14 protein-coding genes and 1 tRNA gene are annotated in these 14,928 nt (G+C 74.4%); 5 read left to right on the top strand and 10 right to left on the bottom strand.

Features of this window, described 5'->3' with window-relative positions; all coding sequences use genetic code 11:
- Positions 1–159: 159 nt before the first annotated feature.
- A complete protein-coding gene (locus ACPXCS_RS10495; protein WP_425947364.1) occupies positions 160–354 on the bottom strand; it encodes a hypothetical protein in 195 nt (64 codons plus the stop codon).
- Between the two features lie 263 nt (positions 355–617).
- On the opposite strand from ACPXCS_RS10495, the gene ACPXCS_RS10490 reads away from it, so the two are divergent.
- Together ACPXCS_RS10490 and ACPXCS_RS10485 are read left to right on the top strand one after the other, a co-directional pair.
- The gene (locus tag ACPXCS_RS10490; protein ID WP_425947362.1) at positions 618–887 is read left to right on the top strand and encodes a hypothetical protein; all 270 of its coding nucleotides are present in this window, start codon (positions 618–620) and stop codon (positions 885–887) included.
- A 91-nt stretch (positions 888–978) separates the two neighbouring features.
- Positions 979–2,076 (top strand): LLM class flavin-dependent oxidoreductase, encoded by a 1,098-nt coding sequence (locus tag ACPXCS_RS10485; protein ID WP_425947361.1) that lies wholly within the window; start codon positions 979–981, stop codon positions 2,074–2,076.
- Here ACPXCS_RS10485 and ACPXCS_RS10480 read toward each other — a convergent pair.
- On the bottom strand, positions 2,046–3,911 hold the full coding sequence (locus tag ACPXCS_RS10480; protein WP_425947360.1) for a putative bifunctional diguanylate cyclase/phosphodiesterase: 1,866 nt from the start codon (positions 3,909–3,911) through the stop codon (positions 2,046–2,048). The two genes, ACPXCS_RS10485 and ACPXCS_RS10480, sit on opposite strands and share 31 nt — an antisense overlap.
- Before the next feature lie 307 nt (positions 3,912–4,218).
- On the opposite strand from ACPXCS_RS10480, the gene ACPXCS_RS10475 reads away from it, so the two are divergent.
- Entirely contained in the window at positions 4,219–5,484 is a 1,266-nt protein-coding gene (locus tag ACPXCS_RS10475; protein ID WP_425947358.1) for a M6 family metalloprotease domain-containing protein, read from the top strand.
- Positions 5,485–5,563: 79 nt separating this feature from the next.
- On the opposite strand, the gene ACPXCS_RS10470 is transcribed toward ACPXCS_RS10475, so the two are convergent.
- The 7 genes from ACPXCS_RS10470 to ACPXCS_RS10440 all read right to left on the bottom strand — a co-directional run bounded on the left by ACPXCS_RS10470 (position 5,564) and on the right by ACPXCS_RS10440 (position 11,780).
- Positions 5,564–5,637: transfer RNA gene (locus ACPXCS_RS10470), tRNA-Lys, on the bottom strand.
- Positions 5,628–6,233 (bottom strand): bifunctional DNA primase/polymerase, encoded by a 606-nt coding sequence (locus tag ACPXCS_RS10465; protein ID WP_425947356.1) that lies wholly within the window; start codon positions 6,231–6,233, stop codon positions 5,628–5,630. Before ACPXCS_RS10465 ends, ACPXCS_RS10470 begins: the two co-directional genes overlap by 10 nt.
- 116 nt (positions 6,234–6,349) lie before the next feature.
- On the bottom strand, positions 6,350–6,718 hold the full coding sequence (locus ACPXCS_RS10460; protein ID WP_425947354.1) for a hypothetical protein: 369 nt from the start codon (positions 6,716–6,718) through the stop codon (positions 6,350–6,352).
- Between the two features lie 122 nt (positions 6,719–6,840).
- On the bottom strand, positions 6,841–8,175 hold the full coding sequence (locus ACPXCS_RS10455) for an AAA domain-containing protein (RefSeq protein WP_425947353.1): 1,335 nt from the start codon (positions 8,173–8,175) through the stop codon (positions 6,841–6,843).
- Entirely contained in the window at positions 8,172–9,764 is a 1,593-nt protein-coding gene (locus ACPXCS_RS10450) for a hypothetical protein (protein WP_425947351.1), read from the bottom strand. The genes ACPXCS_RS10455 and ACPXCS_RS10450 overlap by 4 nt, the downstream gene beginning before the upstream one ends.
- Positions 9,755–10,876 (bottom strand): hypothetical protein, encoded by a 1,122-nt coding sequence (locus ACPXCS_RS10445; protein WP_425947349.1) that lies wholly within the window; start codon positions 10,874–10,876, stop codon positions 9,755–9,757. Before ACPXCS_RS10445 ends, ACPXCS_RS10450 begins: the two co-directional genes overlap by 10 nt.
- Positions 10,827–11,780: a phosphatase PAP2 family protein gene (locus tag ACPXCS_RS10440; RefSeq protein WP_425947348.1), complete on the bottom strand. Its 954-nt coding sequence runs from the start codon at positions 11,778–11,780 to the stop codon at positions 10,827–10,829. The genes ACPXCS_RS10445 and ACPXCS_RS10440 overlap by 50 nt, the downstream gene beginning before the upstream one ends.
- A gap of 189 nt (positions 11,781–11,969) precedes the next feature.
- Here ACPXCS_RS10440 and ACPXCS_RS10435 point away from each other — a divergent pair, with 189 nt between their 5' ends.
- Complete coding sequence (locus tag ACPXCS_RS10435; RefSeq protein ID WP_425947346.1) at positions 11,970–12,563, top strand: histidine phosphatase family protein; 594 nt, start codon at positions 11,970–11,972, stop codon at positions 12,561–12,563.
- Positions 12,564–12,639: 76 nt separating this feature from the next.
- Here ACPXCS_RS10435 and ACPXCS_RS10430 read toward each other — a convergent pair whose 3' ends face one another.
- The gene (locus ACPXCS_RS10430) at positions 12,640–14,091 is read right to left on the bottom strand and encodes a hypothetical protein (RefSeq protein ID WP_425947344.1); all 1,452 of its coding nucleotides are present in this window, start codon (positions 14,089–14,091) and stop codon (positions 12,640–12,642) included.
- 300 nt (positions 14,092–14,391) lie between these two features.
- Here ACPXCS_RS10430 and ACPXCS_RS10425 point away from each other — a divergent pair, with 300 nt between their 5' ends.
- On the top strand, positions 14,392–14,787 hold the full coding sequence (locus ACPXCS_RS10425; RefSeq protein ID WP_425947342.1) for a hypothetical protein: 396 nt from the start codon (positions 14,392–14,394) through the stop codon (positions 14,785–14,787).
- Positions 14,788–14,928: the final 141 nt, after the last annotated feature.

Genomic DNA, 14,928 nt, shown 5'->3' with positions numbered 1-14,928 from the left:
CCCCCGCGACGGCCCCGACGGCCGTGGACAGGGGGAGATCCCACCCGACGCCGGAGTCGAACGGTTCCGGAGGCCCGGCGCCCAAGGCTCCGAAGCAGCCCGCCCGGCGGGCGCCCCGCAGACGCTCGCGCCCGCCGGCCTCGCCGGGCCCTGTGCGCATCAGCTCCTCCCGCGGCGCCACCGGAGCAGCCACAGGGCGACCCAGGTCATGAGGGCGAGTGTGAAGGCCGCCCCCGCCGCTGCCCTGGCCGCCGTCCAGAGCGGCCCGCTCGGGTCCCCGACCGCCTCGACCAGGTTCAGTCCGACGGCGACCGTGAACGTCGCCCCGAGCCATCGCGCCGCACGCCTCGTCATGCCGCCCAAGGTGCCCTCCGGGCAGGCGGTGGCACGGCGCGCTGCCCTCGAGCGCGCCGGCCATGCGGGCCGGAATCGGTCCTACCGCTTATTCGGGACAAAGGGGGGCGCACCCGCCCCCGTCGCCCGCCCGGAGCTGAGGAATGCTCAACTCCGCCGCCCCGCAGGGCGCTTGAGTTGACCGAAAGCGCGTTCCCCCTCTGTCGTCCGTCCCGTGCACACTGGCCACGTCCGCCGCCAGTCGTGCCGTGAAGGACTCCCCGATGGCCGAACCGGGCCCGTTCAGATCCCCCGCAAGCGCTGTCCGGCTCTGTGCCCGTCTGCTGTGCTGGAGCCTGGCCGCGGCCATGGCCGGCGCCGCCGTGGACGTGCTCGGGCAGCCGCGCGCCGGCTGGTGGGGCGCCGTGTGGCTCCTGCCGTGGTGGCTCTTCGCCGCCACCGCCTTCGCCTGGACCGTCCTGCGGGCCCGGGAGAAGGCCGACCGCCCGCCCCCGCCCGGCTGCGCGCGGAGCGACTGGGAGCAGGCCGCCTGACGCCCCCGGGTCGCGGCCGGGAATAAGCGGAGACAGTCCCCTGTTAGAGCCGGAACGACAGCACACGGCCCACAGCAGGAGGCACCCCACCGTGGCGGCAGACGAGATTCGCGGCGCAGCGCAGGGCAGCGCCCCCGTCCCCCTCTCCGTACTGGACCTGGTCACCGTGGGGGCCGGCCGCACCGCCTCCGACGCGCTGCGCACCAGCGTCGACCTGGCCCGTCTCGCGGAGCACCGCGGCTTCCACCGCTACTGGGTCGCCGAGCACCACTCCATGCCCGGCGTGGCCTCCTCGTCCCCGGCCGTGATCCTGGCCCACCTGGCCGCCCACACCGACCGCATCCGCCTCGGCTCGGGCGGCGTGATGCTGCCCAACCACGCCCCGCTGGTGATCGCCGAGCAGTTCGGGACGCTGGAGGCCATGGCCCCGGGCCGGATCGACCTCGGCCTCGGCCGCGCCCCCGGCACGGACGGCGCCACCGCGGCCGCCCTGCGCCGCACCGAGCGGCTGGGCGAGGGCGCCGACGACTTCCCCCAGCAGCTCGCCGAGTTGACCCGGTTCCTCGACGACGACTTCCCCGACGGGCACCCCTACCGCCGGATCCACGCCGTCCCCGGCCCGGTCCAGGCCACCTCCCCCGGCGGCGTGCAGTCCCCGCACCGCCCGCCCCTCTGGCTGCTCGGCTCCTCCGGCTTCAGCGCCCGCCTGGCCGGCACGCTCGGCCTGCCGTTCGCCTTCGCCCACCACTTCTCGGCGCAGAACACCATCCCGGCCCTGGACCTGTACCGCGCGTCCTTCCGGCCGTCCGCCGTGCTCGACGCGCCGTACGCCCTCATCGGCGTCTCCGCGCTCGCCGCCGACGAGGAGCGGGAGGCCCGCCGCCAGGTGCTGGCCGCGGCCCTCAGCATGGTCCGGCTGCGCACCGGCCGCCCCGGCCTCGTGCCCACCCCGGAGGAGGCCGAGGCGTATGAGTTCAGCCCCATGGAGCGCGACTTCGTCGACTCCTGGAACGCCAACGTCATCCACGGCACCCCGGACGAGGTCCGCTCCGGCCTGGACGACCTCGCCAAGCGCACCGGCGCCGACGAGCTGATGATCACGGCCAACGCGCACGGCGGCGACGTCCGCCTGCGCAGCTACGAACTCATCGCCGACGCCTACGGGTTGGTGACGCCCGCCTCCGCCTGAACGTCCGGCGTGCCGAGCAGCTCGGAGATGCGGTCCGGTGACACCGGGCGGGAGTACAGCCAGCCCTGTCCGGTGTCGCAGCCGATCCGCCGCAGCCGGGTCGCCTGCGCCGAGGTCTCCACGCACTCGGCCGTGACGGTCAGCCCCAGCCGGTGCGCGAGCTGGATCATCGCCTCGACCACGACCTCGTCGGCCGGGTTCGCCCGGGCCGCCGCCTCCCGGTCGTCGTACTGGAAGCCGCGCACGAACGACCCGTCCAGCTTCAGTGCCGACACCGGCAGCCTGCTCAGGTAGGCCAGGTTCGAGTAGCCCGTGCCGAAGTCGTCGATGGCGATGCGCACGCCCATGTCGCTCAGGGCCTTCAGCGTCTGCAGCGGACGGCCCGCCGAACCCATCACCGCCGACTCCGTCAGCTCCAGCTGGAGCAGGTGCGGCGCGAGCTCCGTCTCGGCCAGGGTCCGGGCGACGTCCGCCACCAGGTCCGAGTCCCAGATCTGGCGCACCGCGACGTTCACGCTGACGAAGATCGGCGGCTCGTCCGGGTGGTCGAGCTGCCAGCGGCGGGCCTGCTCGCAGGCCGTGCGCAGCACCCAGCGGCCCAGCGGGACGATCGAGCCGTCCTCCTCCGCCAGCCCGATGAACCGATTCGGCGTCAGTACGCCGAACTGCGGGTGGTTCCAGCGCACGAGCGCCTCGACCCCGTGCAGCCGGTCGTCCTCCATGCCGACCAGGGGCTGGTACTCCAGCCGGAACTCGTCCCGGTCGATGGCCGGCCGGAGCGTGGAGGCGAGGGCCTGGCGGGTCATGCGGTGGGCGTTGCGCTCCGGGTCGAACAGGGTCCAGCGGGCCTTGCCGTCGGCCTTCGCCCAGTACAGCGTCGTGTCGGCGGCCTGCATCAGGGCGGTGGGGGTCGTCCCCGCCGCGTGCCGCTCGACGACCCCGATCGACGCCGACACCGAAAGCCGCCGGTCGGAGAGGTCGAACGGGTCCTGGACGGCGCGCAGCACCGCTTCGGCCAGCTCGGCCAGTTGTTCGGTGCCCGTGGAGTCCTCGACGAGCAGCGCGAACTCGTCCCCGCCGAGCCGGGCCACCAGCGGGATGCTGGCGCGGGACCGGCCGGCCTCCTCCGCGCAGCGCGTCAGCCGCTCGGCGACGGCGGCCAGCAGCCGGTCGCCGACGCGGTGGCCGAGCGTGTCGTTGATGGCCTTGAAGCCGTCCAGGTCCAGGTAGCACAGCCCGATCCGGCCCGTGCCGCTCTGCTCGTACGACTCCGCCTCCAGCGCGGCCGTCAGCCGTTCGAAGAACAGCGTGCGGTTGGGCAGCCGGGTCACCGGGTCGTGCATCTGCAAGTGCCGCAGCCGGGCCTGGAGTTCCCGGCGGGCGCTGATGTCGGCGACGGACAGCAGCACGGCCCGGTCCTCGTCGGGCAGCGGGGCGACCGTCACCTGCACCCACAGCGAGTGCCCGTCGGGGTGCTTCAGGCGGCGGGTGCAGCGCAGCCGGGACTGCCGGCCGCGCAGCACCTCGCGGTAGGCGTGCCAGCTGCGGGCGTCGGAGGTGAGGTCGACCAGGTCGGCGGCGACGGATCCGGCCAGCTCGTCGGCGGCGCTGCCGAGCAGCGCGGCGAGCGCGTCGTTGGCCCGGACGACCAGGCCCTCGCGGTCGACGACGGCCATGGCGAGGGGAGCGGCCGCGAAGACGGCACGGTAGGGCGGCCGCGACAGGGGCTCGGTACGGGGAGACGTATCGATCTCACTCTCTGTGACGACCGGCCGGTCGAGGTCTGCCGCGGGCGCCGGCCCTTCGGAGGTTCCGCTCACCGCTCGCTCCCGCATGTATTCGATCTCTGTCCGTGCAGGAAAGGTCAGGAAAGTGTGCCGATCATAGAGGCTGGCCCCAGGGCCTTCCAGCCGGTGTCCAGTCTCCCCGACCAATCGGCCCTTCTGCCAGATCGTTTCTGCTCGCACCTGGACGGCTTCTTCAGGCCCTCGACCAGTTGTGACGTTCTGTGAGTGCTTCGGGGGTGTCGACTTCCGGGTTCTTTCGGCCTCTTCACCCAAGTGGTGCAGGCAAACAGGGCGCAGTACGACAAACCGTCACAGGCTGGGTGCGGTGTCCCGCGAACCGTACCCGGAGGTACCCGTGCCGCGTCCGTTTCCGCGCGCCCGACTGCGCAGCACCGCGGCCGTGTTCACCACCATGTCGGCCCTCGCCGCGACGTCCCTGGGTACCGGTCCCTCGGCCGCCGAGGCCGACTCGGCCGCGCCCTGCGCCCTCACGCGCACCGACGCCCACCACTCGGAGGGCCTGGACACCTGGAACTCCGCGTATCCGCGCCCGGCCCGTTCCCTGGACGCGGTCATGGTCTTCCTGTCCTTCCCGGACGCGCACCCGCTGACCACGCCGCAGGAGCTGACCGCCGACCACTTCCCGGCGACCACCCGCTTCTTCGAACGGGCTTCCTACGGCCGCTTCACCCTGCGCCCGCACCCGCTCGGGCACTGGATCCAGATGCCGCAGCCCTCCACGGCGTACGCCATACAGCGCGACTGGAGCCCCGAGCACCGGTCCGCCTACCTGCGCGACGCCCTCGCCGTCACCGACCCGCAGGTCGACTTCTCGCGCTACGACGTCGTGTACTTCGTCGCCGACCCGGACGCGCCCGGCGTGGACTCCGACGCGACCAAGGTGGTCAACCTCACGAGCCCGCTGCGGGCCGACGGCACCGATCTGCGCCGGATCGTCACGGTGTTCGAGCAGCATCCACCGGACCGGCTGGTTCTCGCCCATGAGACCGGTCACGTGTTCGATCTGCCCGACCTGTACCACCGCCCCGCCGACGGCAAGGGCGACTGGGACACGCACGTCGGCGACTGGGACCTGATGGGCAGCCAGTTCGGACTCGCCCCGGATCTGTTCGGCTGGCACAAGTGGAAGCTGGGCTGGCTGGACTCCCGGCAGGTGCGGTGCGTCCAGGACGCCGGACCCGCGCGGCTGACCCTGGAGCCGCTGGCCGCGGGGCCGGGCGTGCCGGCGGAGGGCGCCGCCGGGTCGCCGGCCTTCGGGCTCGGGCGGGGCACCAAGCTCGCCGTGGTGCGCACGGGGCGGGACAGCGTCCTCGCCTTCGAGGCGCGGGGGCCGGTGGGCAACGACGCGGCCGCGTGCCGGCAGGGAGTGCTGGTGTACCGGGTGCGGGGCGGGGCGCAGTCCGGGGGCGGACCCATCGAGGTGATCGACGCCCATCCGCGCACGGAGGCCTGCTGGGAGGACTCGGTCTACCCGCCCCTCGCGGACGCCCCGATCGCCCTCGGGGAGAGCTTCACGGTGCCGGGGGAGGGCGTGCGCGTGGAAGTGGAGGGGCGGACGGCCGCCGGGGCCTGGATCGTCAAGATCGGCGTCGGCCACTGAGCACGGGCCGCGGCGCGGAAGGCCCGCCGCGGCATGCGACAAGGCCCCCTCGCTCGCGCGAGGGGGCCTTTCACTGTCGTGCGCCGCCAGGGACTCGAACCCCGGACCCGCTGATTAAGAGTCAGCTGCTCTAACCAACTGAGCTAGCGGCGCCTGCTGACGTCGTAGACCTTAGCATCCTGGTCGGCGGGAGGAAAAATCGAAATCCGCACGGCGGAGCGGGCCGCCCGCACCGCCGCCCACAGCAGGACCTCGGGGCCGGGAAGCCAGGGCCGGCGGGTGTCGGGGGCGACGAGCCAGCGGGAGCGGGAGGCGCTCCCGACGGGTGCGGGGACGGTCACGGCGTCGCCGGTGCCGTGGCAGAGCAGCGGGGGGACGTCGTCGGTGCGGCGGCTGTCCCGGGCGCCCCGGGCGTCACCCGCGTCCCGGCCGTGCGCGCCCCACTCCTCCCACTCCAGCAGCGCCGGCAGCCGCTGGGCCGTGCCGGGCGCGGCGAACAGCAGCATCCTGCCGCGGTACTCCGCCACCGGGCCCGAGCCGGGCCCGTCGTCCCACAGCCGGTCGAGCATCCGCCGCCCGAACATCACGGGCGCGCTCACCACGTCGAAGACCGACCCGCAGGGCAGGACGACCGGCGCGTCCGGGCGCTCCTCCCACAGGGCGAGCGTGCTTCGCGGATACGTTCCTGCCGAGGCGAGCCAGGCGGCTCCGTCCGGGGTGACCTGGGAGGCGTTCCATGCGCTGCTCATGCCTCCAGGTGTACCGGGCGTGAGCGTGCGGTTCCCGTCGGTCGCGGGAAACCGGGACAGGAGCGGGTCCGTGGGGGTATCTTGCCCGCCTGGCATATGCCGGGCGGGCGGGCCCCCTAGGCAGGGTCGCCGGGCCCCCGGCCCTCGGCCTCGCCCCGCATCAGGTCCCGTCCGAACTCGACCATCTTCTTGGCGTAGTCCTCGGTCCACTCGGCCCGCTCGGCGATGTCCGCCGTCGTCAGCCGGTCGAACCGCCGCGGATCGGCCAGCTGCGCCGCCGCCATCGCCTGGAACTCCACCGCCCGGTCCGCCGCGGCCCGGAAGGCCAGCGTCAGCTCCGTGGCCCGGGACAGCAGCGCCCGGGGATCGTCGATCGACTCGAGGTCGAAGAAGTGCTCGGGGTCCGAGGCCGCCTCCGCGGGCTCGAAGAGCAGGGGCGCGGGGCGTAGCCGCGGTTCGTTCCGACGCGGCGTGGGCTCCGCCATGTCTTCTCCTCCTCGTACGTCGCGCTGACCCTCCAGGTGGAGCGGGCCACCGTCCATTGTCTCGCGGGCGCGCAAGTGGGCATCGCGGTGGTGGATACGGCCGTTCCACCACCGCGCGTTCGCTACGGCTGCCAGGAGACGCGATGTTCGGCCAGATGGGCCAGCACCGCGTGGTTCGCCTCCCAGCCGTCGGGAAACTTCACCACCGTCCCCAGCTGGACCGGCTCCGTCGACGGATAGTCGTCCAGCAGGTCGCTCACGCCCGCGCGGCACACCACGACGCACGCGTGGCGGTGGCGGGAGGCCAGGACACAGAGACGGCCCGTCTCCAGGTGGAAGGCGGTGGCGTCGGGGCGGCCGGACAGGGGGTGGAGGACCACCGTGACGTCGTACTCGCGGCCCTGCAGCCGGTTCGCGGTGTCCACGACCACATCGGTGACGCCGAGCTCGGCCAGGGCCGCGCGCACCGCGGCCGCCTGGTCGCGGTGCGCCGTGCCCACGGCGATCCGGTCGGCCGTGAGCGGGGCCGGGTCCGGTGAGCGTTCCGAGGTCGCGGCGCCGCCGCGGTCCAGCAGCCGGCGCACCACCGCCGCCACCGCCCGCACCGCCTCCGGGTCCGTGCGCGGGGTGTGCCGGGCGGGCAGCTCCAGCAGGCCCCAGCCCGAGGCGGCCGCCTCGTCGATCACCCGGTCGGGGCCCGAGCCGTCCGACGGCACCGCGAAGGCCAGCGAACGGTCGCCGTGGCCGGTGCCGCTGCGGAACGGCGTGTACGGGTAGAAGGCGTCCGACACCAGGGGCGCCGCCGAGGCCGGGAGCCGCCAGGACACCGGCAGCCGGTGCTGGGGCAGGTCCGGGTTGTGCGCGAGCAGGGTCGTCACCGCCGAGGCCGACGGGTCGTAGGCGAGGCCCGCCCACTGCTCGCTGCCGACGATCGCGAACGGGTCCAGCTGCCCCGGGTCGCCCACGAACAGCGCCCGCTCGAACAGCCCGGCCACCGCCAGCAGCGCGTCCGAGCGCATCTGGTAGGCCTCGTCGACGATCGCGTGCCGCCACGGCTCGTCGGTCTTCACGTGCGCCCACTTCGCCGCCGTGGAGATCACCACCGCCAGCCCCGCGAGGTCGCCCGCCTTCGCCGACTTGCGGACGTTGTCCAGGCCGTCGAGGGCCTTGTCGTACGGGTCGGCGTCGCTGCTGTGCAGCCGTCCCACGGGCAGTTCGGGGTTCTTCTCGGCGAGCCGCAGGACGAGGTCGTCGACCTGGGCGTTGGTCTGCGCGACCACCATCAGGGGGTGACCGGCCTCGGCCAGTTCCAGGGCCGCGCGCACCACCAGGGTCGACTTGCCCGCGCCGGGCGGGGAGTCCACGACGACCCCGCGCGCGGTGCCGTGCAGCGTGTCGTGCAGGATCGCGTCGGTGGCCTGGGCCGCGGCGGACGAGGGGTCGAACACCGTGGTCACAGCACATCCTCCTCGGTCACCGGGTCCGCGGGCTCCAGGGTCGCCTCGCCGGGCGGCCCGCCGTGCGTCCACGGCGTCTGCTCCGGGTCGGGCAGCTTGGCCCCGCCCCGCTGCTCGTGCTCGAAGAGCGTGAAGCAGACCCGGTCGCCCTTGTCCGGCACCGACCCCGGCTCGGGCTCCTTGCCACGGCCCATCTTGTCGAGGATCCGCAGCACGACGTACGCGCCGTCCTCCTCGGCCGCGACGAACTCCGCCGACTGCGGCTTCCCGCCCAGCGACCGGTACACCTTCGCGCGCTCCCCGAGATGCGGCCGGTCGTCCGTGCGGACCGTGACCAGGGGGCGGGGGCTGGGGCGCTTGCCGTCGCTGTACGCCATCACGACGTCGGTGACCTCGCCCGCGAACGCCTCCCCGGACAGCCGCCGGCCGGCCATCACCAGCGGGTCGTCGAGGGCCTCCTGGGCCTCCAGCCGGGCCTGTTCGCGCTCGCGGGTGGCCAGCTTGTTCGCCGCCGTGACCGCGTCGTCGCGGCGCGGCTGCGGCGGCTCACCCGCCAGCACCCGGTCGCGGTGGCCGGTGAACGACCAGCGGTCACGCGTCCACCGCTCCTCGACGTGCGCCCCCGGGGGCAGCTCGCGCAGCAGGTCCAGGCCCCGCCAGACCGCGTCCCAGGTGGGCCGGGTGCGGCTGAGCACCAGGTCCCGGATCTCCCGCTCGGCGGCGGTCACGGCGCCCAGCCGGTCGTCGGCCTCCAGGCCGTCCTCGGCGGCGGCGAGCGCCGTGCGGGCCCGGTCGTAGCGCTCGATGGCCGGGGCCAGGAGCTTGTTGTCGAACGCCGGGTCGGTGGCCGGACCGGCCGGGGGACACGTCAGCTGCCCCTGGGCGTCCCGCTCCAGTTCGGCCCGCAGCGCCGCCTCGGCGCCCGTGACCCCCTCGGGCGGGTCGATCCAGGCGAGCAGCGCCCCCAGGTGCTGGTCCTCCAGGGTGGACTGCCCGGTCGCCCAGTGCCGGCCGAGCACGTCCGTCATCGCCAGCAGCAGGGAGGAGCCCGGCACCCGGGCCCGCTCCCCGAAGTGCGTCAGCCACCGCCCGAGCAGCGGCACCCGCGGCGGCGCCGGGTAGGGCGCCTCGGGGTCCTGCTCGGCCGTCCGCCGGAAGCGCGTGGACCGGCCGAGCAGCCGCACCAGGTCGATGCCCGCCCGGCTCGGCACGAGGAGCTGCGGCGCGTCCGCGCACAGGTCGACCTCGACCTTGACCCGCTTGCCCGTCTCCGGGTCGGTCTCGGTGCGCTCGGCGGCCTCCACGACCTCGCCGTAGGCGTCGACGTACGGCAGGACCACGTCGGCCAGGTCGGCCAGGAACGCGAACCTCAGATCGCGGTCGCGGGGCTGCGGGACGGCCAGCAGGCGCGGCGCGTCCCGGTCGGTGCCGACCAGCGCGCCGAGCGGGGCACCGGCCTCACCGGCGGTGACCAGCGGCACGAAGACCAGGGGGCGGTCGGACAGATGGCGGTGCCGGACGGTGGCGGCGGGCTGGGCGCGGCCCGTGCTGACCGCTTCCAGACGGGCCAGGGTGGAGATCAGCGACACGCCGCCTCCAGGGCCTCGGCGCGCAGGGCCGCCGCGCGGCGCAGGGCCGCCACCGCCGGATCACCGGGGTCCCCGGCCTCGCCGCGGGCCGCCGCCAGCACGTCCGCCACGGTCGTCAGACCGCCCAGCTCCGCGCGCGCCGAACGGCCGAGCGAGGTCACCGCGCCCTGCTCACGGGACCGGGACCGGCAGTGGAAGGCCAGCTCGCACGCGGACAGGCACTCGGGCGCGTAGGTCGCCGGGACCGACTCCACGGCCGCCGTCAGCTCCTCGGCCGGCAGCTCGGGCGAGAAGCACGTGCCCTCGGGCAGCGCGTCGGCGATGTCCTCGATGCGGGTCAGCCGGGCCAGCTGGCGGGCCGTCACCGCGCGCTGCTTGCGGACGTCCACGGCGGACGCGGCCGGCAGGTTCGAGAAGTCCCGGGGGCAGACCAGCAGGATCCGGTTCCGCACCCGCGGGGCCGGGTCCAGCCGGGCCGCGACCTCCTCCAGCGCCAGCACGTACACCGCCGCCTGCCGGGCCGCCGCCCCGACCTTCGCCGGGTCCGCCGAACCGTCCAGCAGCGGGAAGGACTTGATCTCCACCACCGTCCAGCTGCCGTCCGGGTGCACCACCACCGCGTCCGGCTCCAGGAACGCCGGGGAGCCCGCGACGTCCAGGGCCAGCATCGGATGGTCGAGCAGGGTCCACGCACCGGGGTGGGCGGCGGCCTCCCGCAGCTCCAGCGCCGTACGGGCCGTGCGTCCCTGGGGGCCGGTCGCCGTCAGGTCGGGCACGCGCGCGCCGGTGGGCGGCTCGGCCGAGCGGTCCAGCTTCGCGTGCACCAGCCGCAGCAGCTCCGCACCGCCGTCGGCCTTGACCTTCGCCTCGAACGCGTTGCCCCGCGTGAGCGCGAACTGCGACTGCCCGAAGGCGGACGGCGCGCCCAGCGCGCTCGCCAGCGCCGTCTTGTTCACCCCGGCGCCGTCGAGGATCGCGCGCCGCGCGCAACCGGGGTTGGCGGCCAGGGCCGCCAGGGCCCGCGCGTCCAGTGCCTTCGCGGGGACGTCCGGGCCGCGCAGCTCAGCGAGCCGGTGCCGGAGCGCCGTCCCCCGCGTCCTTGGGGGAGGCACTCGGCTCGGCCCCTGCTCCGAACCGGGACTCGCGCTGCCGTGGAATTCGCTCACCCGCGGAAGTCTGGCATCCGGCACTGACAATCGAGGAACCCGCGGCGGAAGTGTCCGCCGGGACGGGTGCGACGCGCGGCACGAACCGTGCCCTGACCCGGTCGGCCGTCCGCATCACCACCGGCGCCAGCAGCAGCCCGACGCCCATGACGGCCGCGCCCGCGACCGCGTCGAGGAAGTAGTGGTTGGCGGTGCCCATCACGACGATCGTGGTGATCAGGGGGTAGGCGACGCCGGCCGCCTTCGTCAGGCGCGTACCGCCGAAGCGCCACAGGATCACACCGCACCACAGGGCCCAGCCCACGTGCAGGCTCGGCATCGCCGCGTACTGGTTGGTCATGCCCCCCATGCCGCGCGGTGCGCTCGCCGCGCCTCCCCACCAGCCGTAGGAGCTGTACTGGGCCATCGTGTCCACGAAGCCGTGGCTCGCGTCGAGGAGCCGGGGCGGGCAGGTCGGCATCAGCGTGAAGCCGATCAGGCCGATGAGGGTGGACGTCATCAGCCAGGTGCGGGCGGCGCGGTAGCGCACGGCCCGGGAGCGGAACAGCCACACCAGCAGGGCCGGGGTCACCAGGTAGTGCAGCGACGCGTACCAGAAGTCGGCGGGTATGCCTATCCAGGGTTCGCGCGTGAAGAGGCGGTTGAGCGGGTGCTCGAAGTTCAGGTACAGCGCCTTCTCGAAGCGCAGCAGCGCCAGACCGTGGTCGACCGCCCCGGAGACGTCACCCCGCGCGAGGAGCCGGCCCGCCGAGTAGCACGCGTACACCAGCAGGATCAGCGGCAGCTCGGTCCACCAGCGCAGCCGCGGAGCGGGATCCACCTCGGTGCCCGGTGTCTCGGTGTGCGGCATCCGATGCCCTCCCCCTTCTTCTCACGCGGCGCCCGGCCGTCCGGTCGTGCCACTTTACGGCGTACGGGCTCGCCCTGGGGGCGCCCTCCGGCCCTCAAAGACGCAGAGATCGCCCCCCGGGTTGCCCCCGGACCCGGTGCGCGATGATGGAGGAGTTCCGCTTGCGTTCTTCCTCCGGAAAGGTTCCCCATGGCTCCGCGCATCCTGCTGGCCCGCCACGGACAGACCGAGTGGTCCCTGTCCGGCAAGCACACCGGCAGGACAGACGTACCCCTTCTGGAGGAGGGCAGGCGTGGCGCGAAGCTGCTCGGGGAGCGCCTGCACCGGGCGCCGTACGACGGCCTGCCCGCGGCCGAGGTGCGCACCAGCCCGCTCGCACGCGCGCGTGAGACGTGCGAACTGGCCGGTTTCGGCGACCGCGCACAGACCTGGGACGCGCTGCTGGAGTGGGACTACGGGGCGTACGAGGGCCTGACCCCGGCGGACATCCAGGCCGCCCGCCCCGGCTGGCTCATCTGGCGCGACGGCGTCCCCGGGGGCGAGACCCTCGCCGGGATGACGGCCCGGGCGGACGAGGTGGTGGCCTGGGCCCGCGCCGAGGACCGCGACGTCCTGGTCTTCGCCCACGGGCACATCCTGCGTTCCATCGGCGCGCGCTGGCTGGGCCTGCCGATCGACTTCGCGGCACGGATACGGCTGAACCCGACGTCCCTGTCGGTGCTGGGCTGGGCCTACGGCGAGCCCGCGATCGAGAGCTGGAACGACCTCGGTCACCTGGCCTAGGCCGTCGCGTACCGGCCCAGGGCGTCGCGCACGGCCCCAGGGCGTCGCGTACCGGCCTCAGGGCGGCGTACCGGCCTCAGGGCGTCCGGGGCAAGGAGGCGTACCGGTCCAGGAACGCCGAGACCCCCGAAGCCCTGCGGTGCGGCAGCAGCACCCGCGCGGTGGCCGCCAGCATCGTCTGGATCCGGGACGACTGGACCTCCTCCAGCAGGTCCAGCACCCGCATCCCCGCCACCGCGGCCTCGTCCGGCCGGCCGCCGCGCGCGAGGTCGTCCGCCAGCTCCGCCGTGTACAGCGCGATGTTCCGGGTGAAGTGCGGATCCTGCAGCTCGGCGGCCCGCCGCGCGTGCCGTGCCGCACGGGGCCAGTCGCCCAGCGTGGACCAGCACTGCGCCTCCAGGCCCTCCAGTTCGGCCTCGCCGTAGAAGCTCATCCACTCGGGGTCGGCGTCCGAGGGGCCCCGCTCGAAGAAGGTCTGCGCCCGGGCCAGGGCCTGTTCGCACGCGACGCGGTCGGCGAGGCCGGCCCAGCCGCCCGCCTCGCGCAGCGCGAGCAGCGACATCAGCCGGGCCGACCCCATCGGCCGGGCGACGCGCTGCGCGGCCTGGGCCGCCCGGACCGCCTCGCGCGGGCGGCCCGCGTCCCGTGCGAGGAACGCCGTGTTGCAGAAGGCGTGCGCCTCCAGGCCCGGGTCGCCGGTCATCCGGGCGGTCGCCAGGGCCTCGGCGTAGTGCGAGCGGGCGTCGTCGAAGCGCCCCGAGTCGTGGGCCAGCCAGCCCACCGAGATGGCCAGTTCGCCGGCGCCCGAGTAGAGCCGGTCCGCCGCCGTCTGCCGGGTCACCCCGGCGTCGAGCAGGGCGTAGGCGGCGCGCAGCGGGGCGGCCGCGCGGCGGTAGAGGCCGTCGGCGCCGTGCCGGTCGTCGAGCAGCCGGATCCGGCGCACGGCTTCTTCCAGGGCACCCGCGTCGCTCGCCCCGGCGCGGCGCACGGGGCGCTGTGCCGCCGCGGCGTCGCGGGCGATGCCGACGGGTCCCAGCGAGGCGGCGGCCACCGTGGCGCCGCCGCCGGTCATGAATGCGCGACGTAGCACGTCGCTCTCCTCGTAGGTGTCGTGCGGGTGGTGCGGGTCGTACGGGTTCTGCGTTTCATACGGCTCGCACGCTCCGCTGGTCTCACGCGTGGCGTCCGCCGGGTTCGTGGTGCGCGGCCAGGGCGCGTCCTCCGTGTCGCGCGCCCGGCGTCCGCGTACCGACGAGCGGGGCGCGAACCCCAGGTCGGTGAGTGTGCGGCCCGGAAACATGTGCAAGAACACCCGTTCGTATGCGTAGTTGGGGCAGCGGATCTCACCCGCCTCGACCCGGCCGATGTAGCGCGCGTCACAACTGACCTGCTCGCCGATCTCCAGGGCGGCCCGGCGGATCACCGCGGCGAACTCCGCCGGTGAGCGCTGTCCGCGCAGCCGCCGGAAGGCGAGATTCGGCCGTGCCGGCCGGTCGGGTTGAGACGAGGTCACCGCTGACGACGCCATGGCCGGGTCCTCTCGTGCGAACCGTCGAACCATGCCGGATTCAGGGCGACTTGGGCAGCTTCATCCGCAACGTCCGCCTCGAGTCCGGCGAGCAAGAACGTACCTGCTGTGTCGGAGTCCTCACGCTGAGTTTGGCTACAAACCGGATATCTCATCCGTGATCTGCCATGAAGTGCCATCCTTTGCGGCTGACTTCCGCCGTAGCCGTTGACGGCCCGCCGCGTTGAACCCCGTGGACCGGGAGGAGCCCCCGTCTCCCGACCGCTCGTCCAAGCAGGGGTTCTCGTGGTGGAGGCCGGGATGGAGACCAGCCGGATCAACGATCCTCGTACGCCGTCGGGTACGCAGGCGGCCTGCTGCGATGTGGTGACGGTGCCGGCACGGCAGGGGTTGGAGGCGGTCGACATCCTGCGGCGCGGGCCGGGCGACGCGGTGGGGCCCGTACTGCACGACGACGGGGGCGGCACACTCGGCTTCCTCGTCCCACCCGGGACGGCCGCGGCCTGGGACGTGCCGGGGAGCACCTGCACGGGCACCGACGGACGCGGGATGATCCTCGCGCCCCAGCCCCCGGTCGAGGGCTCGGACTGGCTGCTGCCGCCGGGCGACGCGGACCTCGCGACGGACCCGGCCGTCCTGCGCAAGGCCCTCGGCGAGGCCGCCCGGACGATCGAGGCGGCCGACAGCTGCCGGTGAGGTCCGGCCGGGCCGGAGGGTGACGGGTGCGGCGTCTGCCGCTCGGCCCGGCTCCGGGTGCCCGGGGTGCCTGGGACGCCCGGGGACTCGCGCAGGGCTTCCGCTCGGGCACTGCTGCCCGGGAGACGGGAACGGGACCGC

The organism is Streptomyces sp. DT190 (genome assembly GCF_049846985.1).
Classification (GTDB): Bacteria; Actinomycetota; Actinomycetes; order Streptomycetales; family Streptomycetaceae; genus Streptomyces.
The sequence above is the reverse complement of the archived record's forward strand: the minus strand, read 5'-3'. Positions and strand labels throughout refer to the sequence as shown.

Bases quoted from the DNA above. Each gene is read 5' to 3' on its own strand.
- ACPXCS_RS10440 (WP_425947348.1), bottom strand. From the start codon at position 11,780: ATGCCGCACACCGAGACACCGGGCACCGAGGTGGATCCCGCTCCGCGG.
- ACPXCS_RS10425 (WP_425947342.1), top strand. From the start codon at position 14,392: ATGGAGACCAGCCGGATCAACGATCCTCGTACGCCGTCGGGTACGCAG.
- ACPXCS_RS10435 (WP_425947346.1), top strand. From the start codon at position 11,970: ATGGCTCCGCGCATCCTGCTGGCCCGCCACGGACAGACCGAGTGGTCC.
- ACPXCS_RS10465 (WP_425947356.1), bottom strand. From the start codon at position 6,233: ATGAGCAGCGCATGGAACGCCTCCCAGGTCACCCCGGACGGAGCCGCC.
- ACPXCS_RS10430 (WP_425947344.1), bottom strand. From the start codon at position 14,091: ATGGCGTCGTCAGCGGTGACCTCGTCTCAACCCGACCGGCCGGCACGG.
- ACPXCS_RS10490 (WP_425947362.1), top strand. From the start codon at position 618: ATGGCCGAACCGGGCCCGTTCAGATCCCCCGCAAGCGCTGTCCGGCTC.
- ACPXCS_RS10480 (WP_425947360.1), bottom strand. From the start codon at position 3,911: ATGCGGGAGCGAGCGGTGAGCGGAACCTCCGAAGGGCCGGCGCCCGCG.
- ACPXCS_RS10460 (WP_425947354.1), bottom strand. From the start codon at position 6,718: ATGGCGGAGCCCACGCCGCGTCGGAACGAACCGCGGCTACGCCCCGCG.
- ACPXCS_RS10495 (WP_425947364.1), bottom strand. From the start codon at position 354: ATGACGAGGCGTGCGGCGCGATGGCTCGGGGCGACGTTCACGGTCGCC.